At 35.8% G+C, this 16,095-nt stretch carries 6 protein-coding genes; 3 read left to right on the forward strand and 3 right to left on the reverse strand.

The genetic code is table 11. The features are described from left to right. Positions 1-3 precede the first annotated feature (3 nt). On the reverse strand, positions 4-3,075 hold the full coding sequence (locus ABDJ41_RS09825; protein ID WP_349785797.1) for a DNA gyrase/topoisomerase IV subunit A: 3,072 nt from the start codon (positions 3,073-3,075) through the stop codon (positions 4-6). A 260-nt stretch (positions 3,076-3,335) separates the two neighbouring features. On the opposite strand from ABDJ41_RS09825, the gene ABDJ41_RS09830 reads away from it, so the two are divergent. The 3 genes from ABDJ41_RS09830 to ABDJ41_RS09840 are packed head-to-tail and all read left to right on the forward strand — an operon-like array spanning position 3,336 to position 11,812. Next, positions 3,336-8,456, forward strand: coding sequence for a translocation/assembly module TamB domain-containing protein (locus tag ABDJ41_RS09830; RefSeq protein WP_502930329.1), 5,121 nt, complete (start codon positions 3,336-3,338; stop codon positions 8,454-8,456). Next, a complete protein-coding gene (tamL, locus tag ABDJ41_RS09835) occupies positions 8,440-10,788 on the forward strand; it encodes a translocation and assembly module lipoprotein TamL (RefSeq protein ID WP_349785798.1) in 2,349 nt (782 codons plus the stop codon). Before ABDJ41_RS09830 ends, tamL begins: the two co-directional genes overlap by 17 nt. A gap of 1 nt (position 10,789) precedes the next feature. Continuing rightward, positions 10,790-11,812, forward strand: a complete 1,023-nt coding sequence (locus ABDJ41_RS09840) for a YihY/virulence factor BrkB family protein (protein WP_349785799.1) — start codon at positions 10,790-10,792, stop codon at positions 11,810-11,812. A gap of 4 nt (positions 11,813-11,816) precedes the next feature. On the opposite strand, the gene ABDJ41_RS09845 is transcribed toward ABDJ41_RS09840, so the two are convergent. Together ABDJ41_RS09845 and ABDJ41_RS09850 are read right to left on the reverse strand one after the other, a co-directional pair. After that, on the reverse strand, positions 11,817-13,823 hold the full coding sequence (locus ABDJ41_RS09845) for an ATP-binding protein (RefSeq protein ID WP_349785801.1): 2,007 nt from the start codon (positions 13,821-13,823) through the stop codon (positions 11,817-11,819). A 239-nt stretch (positions 13,824-14,062) separates the two neighbouring features. Next, positions 14,063-15,964 (reverse strand): DNA topoisomerase IV subunit B, encoded by a 1,902-nt coding sequence (locus ABDJ41_RS09850; protein ID WP_349785803.1) that lies wholly within the window; start codon positions 15,962-15,964, stop codon positions 14,063-14,065. Between the last annotated feature and the right edge of the window lie 131 nt (positions 15,965-16,095).

Below are 16,095 nucleotides of genomic sequence, written 5' to 3' on the forward strand. Positions count from 1 at the left end.
TTATTAAAAGAATCCTAACTGCCCCTTATCATCAATCTTAATATCATCGGGATTGGTGATTTCAAAATCAATTTTCTTAGCAGGTTTCTCTTCTTTTTTTGGTTCCTCTTTCTTTGGCTCTGGCTTGACTACTGTTTTCGTCTTTTCAGGCTCAACTGCTGAAATTGTTTTGTCCGGAGTTTCAGTCAGCGTAGATTCAGCAGGTGTTGGTTTTGTCACAGCCTTTTCCAAAGCAGGACTTCCCCAAGCCTTTTTAGGTTTTTCAGATGTTCCCGGCTTTTCAATAATTGGAGTTTTTTCTTCAATATTAGATGCAGACTTATTTTCGGGTTCGATCACATCCTTAACTAAAGGTTTTACCTCAAATGATTTCTTTATTTTTGGCTCAGGTTTTTCATCAACAGCGTCAGATAAAGATACCATATCTTCTTTCGTATCTTCAGGCTCCGCTTCTAAACCATCATGAGCTGTATCCTCATTTAAAGTCTGAACATCTTCATTCTGCACAGGTCTATCATTAGTGTCAATAGTTGACTCTTCAGCATCAGCAGCTTTAGCATCATCTGCCGGTTCTATTTCCTGATTATTAGAAATGCTGATCTTTTTCACATCATGAGCACTTAACCTGTTTCCGTTAGCTTTTATCCCTTTTACATCAATAAAATCAGCTAAAATAATTTCCAGTGTTTCAGGAATTTGAGTTTTACCTTTTAATACGTCTACAGTAAGGACTGCCGCAGGATTACTTGTAAGGTGTAAGAATCTGGAACCATTTTCTTCACTAATCAAACTTACTTTTTTACCAACTCCAATAGATTCAAATAGAAATCTCTTTATAAAATAGTTTTTCGCCTTACCCTCATACTGTACAACAGCAAAAGGTTTTTCAGGATCAAACTTTTGAATCAATACCAGGTCTGCATCAAAATGATTACTTAGTTCAAAGGTACTCAGCTCATACCAACCGTCCTTATGTACCTGTAAGATTTTATCATCGCCATCAAATTCGCCCAGATATTTCCCACGACCATCTACATTTAACCTTCTTAAAAGGTCATCATACCAGATTTTTAATCCTGACAATGTAGAAACTCCTTTACTCTTGAGCAAAATCTTTTTAATAGGATATTTAGATACAATATTCCCTTGAGATCCACGGCCCTTAATAGCAATTTCAGCAAAGTCTAAATCAAATTGTAATTTCTTTAACTTAGTATGAGGTTTAAGCTGAACGGTTACAATTTCGGCTTCTCCGTTAGGGTTTGCTGTAAAATATAAAACTTTTGACCCCTTACTTCCCTTTGTTAAATCGTATTCTTTATCACGTGTTACACCTACCACGGCAAAACGTTTGATATAAGAGATTCCACTGGCACCATCTTTATAAATCATATTATAAATCGTACGCTCATCCCCCTTTTTAAATACCTGCGCATGTAAAATTCCTTTACCTACAAATGTTTTATCTGCTACCTTAGTGATAATACACTTTCCATCTTCTCTAAAAACAATAATTTCGTCTATGTCAGAACAATCAGCAACAAACTCATCCTTACGAAGACCTGTACCAATAAATCCATCCTCACGATTTAAGTATAATTTCACATTGGCAAGTGCCACTTTAGAAGCCTCAACCCGATCAAATAGACGGATCTCAGTTTTACGTTCTCTTCCTTTACCGTATTTATCTTTCAGCTTTTGGAACCAGGCAATAGCATAATCCGTTAAGTGACGCAAGTGGTTTTTAACTACTTTAATTTCGTCGGAAAGTAGCTTCATCTGATCATCCGCTTTCTTAACGTCAAAACGGGTGATGCTGCTCATTGGTTTATCAATCAGCTTCTTAAAGTCTTCCGGCAAAATCTCTCTATACAGACTGGCTTTAAAAGGATCAAATAACTTATTTAATACTTCTACAACTATTTCAAAATTACCTGAATTCTCATACTCTGCATTTTTATACATCCCTTCCTGGATGAATATTTTTAACAGGGAACTAAAGAATATTTTTTCCTGTAACTCATGTAACTTAATTTCTAATTCTTTCTTCAACAGTGCTTTTGTATGCAAGGCATTCTGGATTAGAATGTCATTTACACTTAAAAACTGTGGCTTCTCATCCTTAATGATACAAGTATTCGGAGAAATAGAAACTTCGCAAGAAGTAAAAGCATACAATGCATCAATGGTTACGTCAGGAGAAATTCCTGGTGCTAACTGAATGACAATCTCTACATTTGCAGCAGTATTATCTTCAATCTTCTTGATCTTGATTTTACCTTTATCATTGGCAGATAAAATACTATCAATAACAGATCCCGTAGTTGTGCTGAAAGGGATTTCAGTGATGACTAACGTTTTTTTGTCCTTTTCAGTAATCTTCGCTCGTACACGAATTCTTCCACCACGCATTCCCTCATTATAGGCAGAAAAATCAGCCATCCCACCTGTAAAGAAATCAGGTAAAATATTTGGACGTTGCCCTTGTAACGATTCTATTGAAGCATCAAGCAATTCGATAAAATTATGAGGCATAACCTTGGTTGCCAAGCCTACAGCAATCCCCTCGGCACCTTGCGCTAATAACAAAGGGAATTTAACCGGCAAGGTAACCGGCTCATTGTTACGCCCATCATAACTCAATTGCCAGATCGTAGTATCACCATTGAAGACAACTTCATTAGCAAATTTTGACAATCGTGCTTCAATATAACGTGGAGCAGCAGCATTATCACCAGTAATGGGGTCGCCCCAGTTACCCTGGCAATCGATCAGTAAATCTTTCTGGCCAATCTGCACCATTGCATCACCGATAGATGCATCACCATGTGGGTGATACTTCATCGTATTCCCGATCACATTGGCAGCCTTGTTAAAACGACCATCATCCATCTCTTTTAGAGAATGCATGATACGTCGCTGTACCGGTTTCAAGCCATCATTGATGTGTGGTACAGCGCGATCCAGAATTACATAGGAAGCATAATCGAGGAACCAGTTTTCGTAAAGCCCATTAATTGGAATTACGGTATGTTTGTTTTCTTCGTTTATGTTGTTTTCTATTTCTTCGCTCATCAAAAAGGATTGTTATGCTGTAAATATAAGGGTTGAAAACGAATTTACAGAACTGAGTTTTTAACAGTTCTTAGTTTTGGATTTATTCTTTTTTAAATAGAAGTTCACCTGTTTTCGCTTGCAAAGTTATAAAACATACTACTTATTTATACTTTAAACAATTATTTCAATTGCTTGTAGTATATTAATGAAAACAAACTAGTGTCCGATGGCATGGTTTTAGTTAATATTTTGCTTATATAAACATTTAATCTAGTCCCTTGAATATATATATACGAAAAAGTCTCAAAATTTTAATGTGGATTATTGCCAGCATTTTCTTGCTAGTGATACTAATTGCCTTATCCCTGAACATTCCTGCTGTTCAAAATTTCGTTAAAGACAAGGCGATCTCATACCTTAAAAATAAGACCAAGACTGAAATCAGCCTTGAAAGTATAAAGATTGGCCTACCTAAAGACATTATACTTAACAAATTTTATATTGAAGACAAAAAGGGCGACACCTTATTATATGCCCAAAAACTGGCTGTGGACATTAGTTTATTTAAACTATTAAACAACAAAGTTGAAATTAATAACATCACATTACAAAAAATAAGAGCAAACGTTACGCGTATTGATCCGGACACTTCTTTCAACTTCTCTTTTTTAGTAGACGCTTTTATGTCTGAGCAGGCTAAACCAGAAGAAGAAGTTCAAAAAGATACTACCTCTACCCTAAAGTTTTCGATCAATAAGATAAATCTGGAAGATATCGGAATTGTTTATCGCGATGATGTAGCGGGCAACGACATGAATCTATCACTGGGAGAATTTAAAGCCAATATCAAAGATTTCGATCTTGATAATCAGCATTACGTAATCAAAACCTTGTCTCTAAACAATACTTCTGTCAAATACTTACAGCAAAAACCACTAACACAATTAAAAAATCAAATTGAAAAAAGTATTGACACTTCAAAGACTGAATCTGGTAAACTCCCTTTGGTAGAAATACAAGATGTTGCATTTAATAAAATAAAAATTGGATTTGATGACCGACTATCTAAAACCAGTGCTGATGTTGATTTAAATAACCTGGCATTAACAAAGCTGTTTGTAGACTTGACCAACAGCCAATATAAAATTGAGGAGGGAAAAATCAATGACAGTAAAGTCGACTTTAAAACTTCAGCTTCAGAAATGAATGCTAAAGTAAACCTGAAAGAATTTAGCTTATCAAAGCTTATTGCAGATGTAAAAAACAGCAGATACCAGCTAGGTCAGGCATCCTTAAACCGATCTGATGTACAATTTGCTTTTAAGCCTGCTCCACCTGCTAAACCCGAGGTAAAAACCGATACAGCATCAGCGGAACAAGGAATTTCATTTCTACTAAACAGTATAAACCTGGAAGATAACAATATCATCTTCAATAATCTAGCAGAAAAGCCTGTCAAAGGAATGGATTTTAACCACCTTAATATTAAACAACTAGGCTTGCAGGCAGAAAAAATTGCTTATAGTGATGCTGGAATCCTGGTAAATGTAAAATCTGGCAAACTAAAGGAAAAGAGCGGTTTTGAATTATTGAAACTACAAGGCGATATATCCTATACTCAAAAACAAACAAAAATAAACAACCTTATAGTAAGAACTCCCAACACGAGCATTGAAAACAATACTCAGCTCGATTATACCTCAATGGAGGATCTGACTAAGCATCCGGAAAGGGTTAAAGTATATGCTCAGGTAAAAAACACAACTATAGGGCTTAAAGATGCAGCCTATTTTAGTGATGCTTTGCCAGAGAATTATCGCAATGAAAAAATAAAGATAACAGCCCTGGCTCACGGTTACATGAATAACCTTGTGATTCCAAAATTACAAGTTGATGGATTAAAGAGCACACATATCGATGTTAGTGGAACTGCGAAAGGATTGCCAGATGTTGATAAAGCTATACTTGACCTGAACATCAAACGATTCTCTTTAACCAAAAACGATTTACTTGTTGTTATTCCAAAGACTACTCTTCCAAACAATATTACATTACCCAATACCATTAATGCTAACGGTAAGTTTAAGGGATCTATAACCAATTTTAATACCGGATTTAATATCAACACAGATATGGGTTCGGCAAAATTAATTGCAGACATGCAAGGTCCAAAGGGTAAAGAGCGATACACAGCCAGTATTAATTTAAACAACTTTAACGTTGGAAGACTATTAAAAATGGAACCACAACTAGGCAGAATTACTGTAAAAGCTAATGTTAAAGGCGCTGGCCTTGATGCTAAAAAAGCTTCTGCAACAGTTAATGGACAAGTCGTTAGTGCCTATTATAACAAATATACCTACCGAAATTTAAATTTAAACGGCACATATGCCAATCAAAAATTAGATCTGAAGAGCAGTATGGTAGATACTAATGCAAATTTTGCTTTAACTGCACATGTAAATATATCTGACAAATATCCATCTGTTAAAGGAAATGTGGATCTAAAACAAATTGATTTGCAAAAGTTAAACTTCAGCACCACTGAGTTTAAATTAGCCGGATTGATAAAAGCAGATATAAAAACTGCAGATCCTGATTACCTGAACGGAGATATTACAGTAAATGGAATGCAAGTAGTGAAAGAAGGTCAGCAATTTAATGTAGACACCATCATTGTGCACTCAGAAGCATCTGCAGACCATAATTTACTTACTCTAAAATCAGAATTTCTAAGGGCAAAAATTGATGGAAAATACCAGCTGACCAATTTAGGCAGCGCAGTGATTAATCAGATTAATAAGTACTATCAGTTTGGAACAATAACCAAAATCCCTGACCAGCGCTTTAGATTTTATGTCAACTTTTACAATCCTAAAATTCTAAAAAACCTGGTGCCGGAACTAAGTAACTTCTCCCCTTCAAGAATGCGAGGTCTGCTCGATACGAAAAAAGACAGCATGAACATAGATGCAGTTTTCCCACAAGTAACCTATGGAAGCTATAGTGTTGATAGCACCAGACTGAACATTAATAATGATAATCAAAAATTAAATTACAAGCTGAACATCAAAAGCCTCCAAAGTCCATCATTAGCTTTTTTTAATAATGAAATAAGTGGAGCCGCTGTAAATAATCTACTTGATCTGAATATATTCCTGAGAGATAGAAAGCGTAAAGACAAATATGTTCTAGGTGGACAATTCAGTTCTATGAACAAGGATTTCAAATTCAGTTTTGACCCACAAAAGGTATTGTTAAATTATGAAAAATGGACTGTTGCTCCTGAAAACTATTTTCAATTTGGGGAATCAGGCATATTGGCCAATCAGTTTAACCTAAGTAATGGCGGACAATTATTGAGCATCAATAGCGAAAGCAATACGCCCAATGCTCCTCTTAAAATAGATTTTAAAGACTTCAGGATAGAAACACTAACGAGATTCGCTGAAGCAGATAGTGCTTTAGCTGGCGGAGCTATTAATGGAACGGTTCAGGTAAAAGAATTAACAGGCTCACCTAAATTTGAAGCCAATCTGACTATAGACCAGCTGCGCTACCAGAAAGATATGTTGGGGACATTACGCATTGCGATTAATAACAATACGGAAAATGCTTTTGAAACCAATATTGCCTTATCTGGTGTTCACGAATTAAGAGCCAGCGGCTTTTATTATACAGCTCCTGAAAGTGCTTTAGATATGACCTTAAATATCGACAAAATAGATTTAAAGGCTATTGAAAGTCTTTCTATGGGACAAATTAAAAATGGCACAGGAAGTATCAGTGGTCAATTATCAGTAAAGGGAAGCCTGGATGCCCCCAAAGTATTGGGAGATCTAAAGTTCAATCAGGCTGGTTTCAATGTAGCTTATGTTAATTCATTTTTCAGGATGCCAAGCGAAACCATCAGCTTTACCGATAATGGAATCAACTTTAATAAATTTACAATCCTGGATTCCCTAAACCAGAAAGCAGTAATTACAGGAGGAATTTTAACCAAAGATTATAGGGATTTTAAATTTAACATGGACATCCGTACCAATAATTTCAGAGCTTTAAACTCAACTGCAGAAGACAATGAAATGATCTATGGAACAGTCTTTTTAACCAGTACCATTAAAGTTCGTGGTGATTTGAATCAACCTAGTGTTGACATGAATATTCGCGTAGAGGATAAAACTAAATTCTTCTTTGCCATGCCTCCCGATGACCCATCAGTTATTGATCAGGAAGGAATTGTACAATATGTAGATTTCAATGCTCCGCCTTATGATGGCAGAAAAGAATTAACAGCAGCAGATTCCATCAGTAAAGCCCCAATAAAGGGTCTTAATTTAAGTGCAACCATCAACATAGACGAAAATGCGGAATTAAATGTAGTTGTTGACCCAACTAACGGCGATGCTTTAAAAGTAAAAGGTCAGGCCACATTAGCAGCAACGATGGACCCAAGTGGCAAAACCAGCTTAACAGGCAGATATGAAATTTCTGATGGTAGCTATAACTTAACTGTCGGACCTGTAAAAAGATCCTTTAAATTACAGCAAGGAAGCAGTATTGTCTGGACAGGTGAACCTACCGCCGCGAACGTAAACCTAACTGCTTTATATAATGTAAATGCGGCACCAATAGATTTGCTGAATGATCCAAGCCAGGAAATGGCCAAAACAAAGCTTCCTTTCCAGGTATATTTAATGATGACAGGTGAATTAATGAAGCCAATCATCAAATTTAAGTTAGACCTACCTGAAAATGAACGTGGTGCATTAGGTGGTTCCGTTTATTCAAAATTACAACGGGTAAACACTGATGATGGAGAACTGAACAAACAAGTATTCGCATTACTTGTTTTAGAACGCTTTATTGCTGACAACCCATTCCAGAGCCTCGCAGGTGGAGGTGGTGGAATCTCTACTATTGCAAGATCGAGTGTAAGTAAATTACTTACAGAGCAATTGAATAATCTTACTTCAAGCCTGGTAAAAGGAGTTGACATTAATTTCAATCTTAATTCATCAGAAGATTATTCAAGTGGACAAATGCAACAAAAAACTGATCTGGAGATCGGATTGTCCAAAAAACTGTTAAGTGACAGACTGATTGTAACTGTTGGAAGTTCGTTTGGACTGGAAGGCTCTGAGCAGCAAGGTCAAAACTCGACAAATATTGCAGGAAATGTGAATATTGAGTATCTACTATCAAGAGATGGCAGATATAGGCTAAGAGCTTATCGTAGAAATCAAAACGAAGGTGTAATAGAAGGGCAGATTATTGAAACAGGACTGGGCTTTGCGCTAGTTGTGGATTACAATAAGTTTAAAGAGGTATTCCAGAAATTCTCCAAAAAGAAAAGAATAAGATTAGAACAAAGGGCTAAAGATGAAACAACTAACTAGATCCGGTATATTTATAATTACATGCTTAATCTGGGCTGGCTGTAGTACGACTAAAAGTCTGAAGCCGGGTCAATACTTATATACCGGAGCCGATATCAGAATAAACCCGGATTCTTCGGCAAGAATCGATAACCAGAAAGAGGTGAAAGAAAATTTAGAGAGTAAAACCCGTCCCAGGCCTAATAAATCATTATTGGGAATAAAATTTAAACTCGGGATTTACAATCTTGCCGGTGAACCAACAAAACCAAAGGGCGGATTACGCAACTGGCTCAGGAAAAATGGAGAACCCCCTGTATTGCTAAGTGAAGTAAAAATTCCTTACAACAATGCTGTACTAAAAAGTTATCTTATTAGTCAGGGCTATCTCCAGTCGGAAGTAACCGGTGACACAGTAATTAAAGGGAAGAAAGGAAAAGCTGTATATACGGCAAATACAGGTGAGAGATACAAAATCAATAGTATCGCTTTTCCAAAGGATAGCTCTGGTATTGCTAACATCATAAACGAAAACAAGGACAAAACACTTTTAAAGGTTGGCAATAATTATGATCTTGATGCATTTAAAGACGAACGGATTCGTATAGACAATGATTTGAAAGAAAAAGGATACTTCTATTTTAATCCGGATTACCTTATTTTACAAGTAGATAGCACTGTTGGAAATCACTTAGTAGATATCAGAATTAAAGTAAAAGATATTACGCCTGATGCTAGTCTAAAGCCATATAGCATAAATGACATTAATATATTTCCAAATTACAATTTGAGAAGGGACAGTGCATTAAGGAATTCTACGCCTGTAAAATACAAGGACTTTAGTATTTATGACCCAAGAAACACCTTTAAGCCTGGTTTATTCGATCGCTTGGTTTTCTTTAAGAAAGACGAATTTTACAATAGAGCAGACCACAACAAATCATTGAACCGGATGGTTAATATCGGCGTTTTTCAAGCGGTTAAAGCTGAATTTCTTCCAATAGATAGTTTTAAAAACAACCAGTTAGATCTGAATATCTATTTAACTCCTTTAAAGAAAAACTCTCTTACTTTCTCGGTTACCGGTACAAGTAAATCAAACAACTTTGTAGGTTCAGAACTTAAGCTGACACAAACTACGCGTAATTTATTTAGAGGTGCAGAACAACTGGATGTAAGTGTCAGTGGAGGCTTTGAAACTCAGGTTAGCGGTGTTGCCAAAGGATTAAATTCTTACTCCTATACCACCGAAGCTAAACTGACTTTTCCTAGATTCATTACTCCTTTCAGAGGATTAAATAGCACTAATAATTTCATTCCTAAAACCATAGCATCTGTCTCCTATCAATTACTGAGCAGAGGATCTTCCTATAACCTTAATTCTTTTAAAACTGAATTTGGATACAACTGGAAAGAGAATCAATACAAAGAACATACTTTCAATCCTATTTCTGTTAACTATGTAACCTCAAAAGTAACTGCCAAAGATCGAGATAGTCTTTTCGATGCAAACCCAGGACTGAAAAAAAACCTAGAAAGACAATTTATCATTGGAAGCAATTATAACTTCACGTATAGTGATCAAATGAATGCCTCGCAGAAAAACAATATTTATTTTAATGGTGGTTTAGAATTGGGGGGAAATGCATGGGGACTTTTCGCTTCTAAAAACAGTACAGGAAAGAACTCTGTTTTTGGTATTCCGATTAATCAATTTGTCCGTTTAGAAGTAGATTTAAGGGATTACTTTAAAGTTACCAAAAATGTAATATGGGCAAACCGCTTAAACCTTGGTTATGGTTATTCATATGGAAACAGTTCTTCTTTACCATTTGTTCGTCAATTCTTTGCCGGGGGTACAAATGATATCCGTGCATTTCCCGCACGTTCATTAGGACCTGGTACCTATAACTATAGAGATTACCTCAAGCCCGGCCAGGATGCCACCTATACAGATCAGAGTGGAGATATAAAAGCCATGTTAAATACTGAACTTCGATTTAAACTGGTTAGTATTTTATACGGAGCCTTATTTGTTGATGCTGGCAACGTATGGCTTAGAAAAGAAGATATGGGAACACCTGCTGATGATGATGATCCAATCGGAAGCCCAGCCCGTCCGGGATCAGGATTTAAACTTAAAAATGCATTTAAAGAAATGGCAGTTGGTACTGGCGCTGGTCTTCGTCTGGATGCTACTATTTTTGTTATCCGGTTAGATGTTGCTTTCCCTGTCCGTAAACCTTACCTTCCAGAAGGCAAACGATGGGTAATTGACCAGGTTGATTTTGGAAATAAAGATTGGCGTAAAGAAAACTTAATTTATAACATTGGAATAGGATATCCGTTTTAATATGACACTTTTTAAAAAAGCTAAACATTTTGTAAAGGCAACTATTCATTTATTTATTGCTGCAGGTAAAGGTTTTATGGAAGACCGGGTAATGAAGCTCAGTGCTGCACTAGCCTATTACACCATTTTTTCACTAACTCCGCTCATTATTATTGTCATCTCAGCAGCAAGTTTATTTTTAGGAAGCCCTGATCCTAATAGTGTCGAAATTAATCCAAGAGAAGAGCTTTTCTCTGAAATTGGTGAACTTGTAGGTGCAGATGCTGCTGCTCAACTTCAGACTTTCGTAAACAATGCTAATACGACAGGAAAAAGTACAATAGGACTAATTATCGGTATTGTTACCCTAATAATTGGATCTACAGCGATCTTTACAGAAATCCAGGATAGTATCAACCTGATCTGGAAAGTAAAAGCCGTTCCCAAAAAAGGCTGGTTAAAACTAATTATCAACAGATTGCTTTCCTTCTCGCTAATCGTCTCACTTGGATTTTTATTACTGGTATCACTGGTCATCAACAGTATCGTAGTAGCCATTGGCGATAGATTGGGTTACCTTATCTCAAATAGTAAAATAAGTGAATACTTCCCTGTGGTAGATAGCACCACTACTCTTCTCATTAGCATTTTAAATAATGCGATTACATTGATTGCTGTAACAGCGGTATTCACTATAATTTTTAAAGTACTTCCTGATGTTAAACTTAAATGGAAACCAGCAATTGTTGGCGCACTATTTACGGCTTTATTATTTAGTTTAGGCAAGTACCTAATCGGCATCTATATTGAAAAAGGAAACCCTGGTTCAGCTTTTGGAGCAGCAAGCTCGTTAATTGTAATTCTCCTTTGGGTTTACTACACAGCTATTATCCTATACTTTGGTGCCGAATTTACTCAGGCTTATGCTGAACGGTATGCAAAAGGGATCATGCCTAGTAAATATGCGGTACATACTAAAATTGTTGTCATTGAAAAAGATGTTGACGTATTACCTCCTCAACATCCCCAAGACACTAAAATATAACTGTTTAGATATATTTAGTAATTTTATCTATTAACTCCTGTTCAAGAAAAGGTTTCAATACCAAATCGTTCATTCCGGCCTTCAGGTAAGCCTCTCGATCCTCTTGTAGCACATGCGCAGTAATACCCAAAATAGGTATTCTGGATTTACTAAAATCTCCATTATACCTTACTGCATGAGTAAGCTCCACCCCACCCATTACAGGCATTTGAATATCTGTAAGAATTAGGTCATACTCATTCTTTTTAAATAGTTCCAGTGCTTCTTTCCCATCATAAGCACAATCAAAACCCATCTCCCATTTTTTCAATACAGTTTGTGCAAGCAGGACATTCATTTTATTATCATCAACCAACAAAATATGTTTCCCTGTAAGCTTCCCCTTTGCCGCAGGCTCGCCTACTACCTCTATTGGTACATTCTCTTTTATTTTAGCATATTCATAAGGAATCTCAAAACTAAATACTGATCCTTTTCCAAGTACACTCGTTACATCTATTTTCCCTCCCTGCAGCTCAACAATCTTTTTACAAATAGCTAAGCCCAAACCTGTACCCTGCTTAGTTGATGAATATACTTGCGAAAATTCATCAAAAATAAACTCCAGATCTTCCGCAGCAATTCCAATTCCTGTATCCTCAACCTGGACCTTCAGAGTAGCATGTTTTTTACCATGTGGAACCAGGCTTACTTTTAAAGTTACCCTTCCACTCATCGTAAACTTAATCGCATTGGTCAGTAAATTCATCACCAACTGTTTTAAACGTAAGCGATCTCCCATTAACAATGCACCTTTTTCTACTGAAATCTTATTCTCCAGTTCAAGGTTTTTATTTACTGCCAGAACATTCATGCTATTAAACACTTCCATGATTTCCTCTGCTGGCAAAAATGGCGTGTTCTCCAGATTTATTTTCCCAACCTCATATTTAGAAAAATCAAGAATCTCATTAACTAAAGCCAAAAGCATTTCCGAAGAATTACGAATCGCATTAACCTGATCAAGCTGTTCTTCTGTCAGTTCACTTTGACTTAGTTGCTCAGAAAAACCAACTACAGAATTGAGTGGAGTCCGAATTTCATGACTCATATTAGCGAGAAACCGACTTTTTGAATGAGACTCCTGGGACGCTCTTTTTCCAAGGTTAATCAGTACTTTTTCATTTTTATACAATCTGGTAATATTGTATAAAATTATAACAACCAGGCTCACCAGTAAAAGAATATTAATAGTTGTAATCCAGTCCAATGATCTAATATCTGTCAGCAGCTCATTGCCCAACAATGTCCTTGTATCTATCATATAAGAAATCTCTTCTTTCTTATATGTTTGCAATATGCCAATGATTTCTGCGACTAACTTATTATTTAATAATAAAATGGCCTTTTCATCACTTCTTAGTTTATTTGCATTAGCATAAAGATGTTTATAATACGCTTCTATTCTTTTTATCTGTTCCTTATTAAAGCTCCTTACGTCCTGATTAACAACAATATTCCGTTCTGTTTTGATGATTGTTAAAGAAGTATCCTTTTTCTTTGAAGAAAAGGCATCTGCAATTCTGCCAAAGAACTTCTTATTTGGAGCGGGTTGATGTTTGATTGTATCAAAACTGGTAACTGTTTTAAATTGTTTCTTAGCAACAGGAAGATCTATTTTAGCCTCAGCCTCCCTTTCGACAAGTCCAAGTTGAGAAAAACCAATAACAAGGCTATCGGTTAACTTTCTTAGTTTCAAATAGTTTTCTGTTTTTTGTCGTTTTTGCTTTAATAAGGCTTTAAGATCTGGAGTCAGTACATTTTCATCAACATTTATACTTAACTCTCCTAAATAAGCCGAAACCTTCTGAATTTGTAAGGAAAATTTTTTAATGTATTCTCTGTCGGCAGTTACAGCGTACAAACGAGAATTATTCTCTGCCTGATATAGCGTATAAATACAACTATCCATTTTTGAATAATCTTCCTTAAGCTGAAGAAGTACAGTAGCATTACGCTTCAACTCATTCATCTTATGATACCTTAGATATAAAAAAAAGGCAAAAAGAAATAGAATCAATATTAAAAATACGATTAGAAAATAACGTATCGGAGATCTTTTTGTAGCACTAAGAGACATAATTTTTTTTTTGACCACAGCTACACTGCAGAACTTATTAAACTAATGTATCAATAGGGGATCGATCAGTTTACAAGTATAATTCAAAAAAATTACAATTCGTCTATATATTCTATATATAATGTTAAATATTAAGCTACTTCAGCAGTCCCCTCAACCTCTTCTTCCTCAACAGAATCAATCATTGCATCCTCTTTGCTCACTTCATCTTTCTCTATCCGAAGATTTCTAATTATATGTTGTTGTCTGTCTGGTGTGTTTTTACCCATATAATATTCAAGAAGATTCTTAATAGTCTGATCCTTTAATATTACAGGGTCAAGTCTGATGTCTTTTCCAATAAACAATCCAAATTCATCAGGAGAAATCTCTCCTAATCCTTTAAACCTCGTTATTTCAGGCTTATTCCCCAACTTTTCTATTGCTTTCTTACGTTCATCATCGCTATAGCAATAAATAGTTTCTTTTTTATTCCGGACTCTGAAAAGAGGAGTTTGTAAAATGTAAACATGTCCTGCACGTACCAAATCAGGAAAAAACTGAAGGAAAAAAGTCATCATTAATAAACGAATATGCATCCCGTCTACATCAGCGTCTGTTGCAATAACGATATTATTATAGTGCAAACCATCCAATCCATCTTCAATATTTAAAGCATGTTGTAAAAGATTAAACTCTTCATTTTCGTAAACAACTTTTTTGGTTAGTTCATAACAATTCAAAGGTTTCCCCTTTAGACTAAATACAGCCTGACAATCTACATCCCTTGATTTTGTAATTGACCCTGATGCAGAATCTCCCTCAGTGATAAACAATGTAGTTTCGTAACGTTTATCATGTGTACTATTGAAATGAACCTTACAATCTCTTAGTTTTTTATTATGTAAGGACGCCTTTTTCGCTCTATCATTTGCCAGTTTTTTTATACCAGCGATATCTTTACGTTCACGTTCAGACTGCAAAATCCTCTTCAGTAAGGCATCCGCTACATCAGAATGCTTATGCAGATAATCATCAAGCTCTTTTTTAACAAAATCATTGATGAAGGTACGTACAGACGGGCCGTCAGGTCCCATATTCTGAGAACCCAGTTTGGTCTTTGTTTGTGACTCAAATACAGGCTCTTGTACACGCACAGAAATTGCGGCAATTATAGAAGACCTGATATCTGAAGCATCATACTCCTTTTTGTAAAACTCTCTGATTGTCTTTACTACAGCCTCTCTGAATGCAGCTTGGTGTGTACCACCTTGTGTCGTATGTTGCCCGTTAACAAAGGAGTGGTAATCCTCGCCATATTGCTGTCCGTGTGTCATAGCTATTTCTATATCATTTCCAACAAGGTGAATAATAGGATAACGCACACTCTCTACATCGGCATGTTTATGTAACAGATCATAAAGTCCCCTTTCTGAGAAATACTTCTGATTATTAAAATTAATCGTCAACCCCGCATTAAGGAAGACATAATTCCAGATCATACTTTCTACAAAATCCGGGATGTAGTGATAATTTCTGAAAATAGTTTCATCGGGATAAAACGTTATTGCAGTTCCATTCCGTTGCGTTGTATCAATAATATCATTTTCTACAACAATTTCACCTTTAGAGAACTCGACTTTCTTTGTTTTGTTATCGCGATAAGACTGTACAACAAAGTTTGTAGATAATGCATTTACAGCTTTAGTACCTACCCCATTTAATCCAACTGATTTCTGGAAAGCTTTACTATCGTATTTACCCCCGGTATTAATTTTAGAAACGCAATCAATAACTTTTCCTAAAGGTATCCCACGTCCATAATCCCTTACATTTACTTTCTGGTCAGAAACTGTAATTTCTATGGTACGACCTGAACCCATTACAAATTCATCAATAGAGTTATCTACAATCTCCTTAAGTAATACATAGATCCCATCATCCTGAGCAGAACCATCTCCCAGTTTACCAATGTACATACCTGGACGTAATCTGATATGTTCCTTCCAATCAAGAGAGCGTATACTGTCTTCGTTATAATTCGGTTCTGCCATATGATGTATTGAGTAGAGTAGAATTACAAATTTAAGCTAATATGCATGCTAATCAACCACAAAGTTTCAACAAATACACATTTATAAGTAAAAATAGCCAATAAGCAAAAGCCGAAAGTTATATGTACATT

The organism is Pedobacter sp. ASV1-7, assembly GCF_040203335.1.
Lineage (GTDB): Bacteria > Bacteroidota > Bacteroidia > Sphingobacteriales > Sphingobacteriaceae > Pedobacter.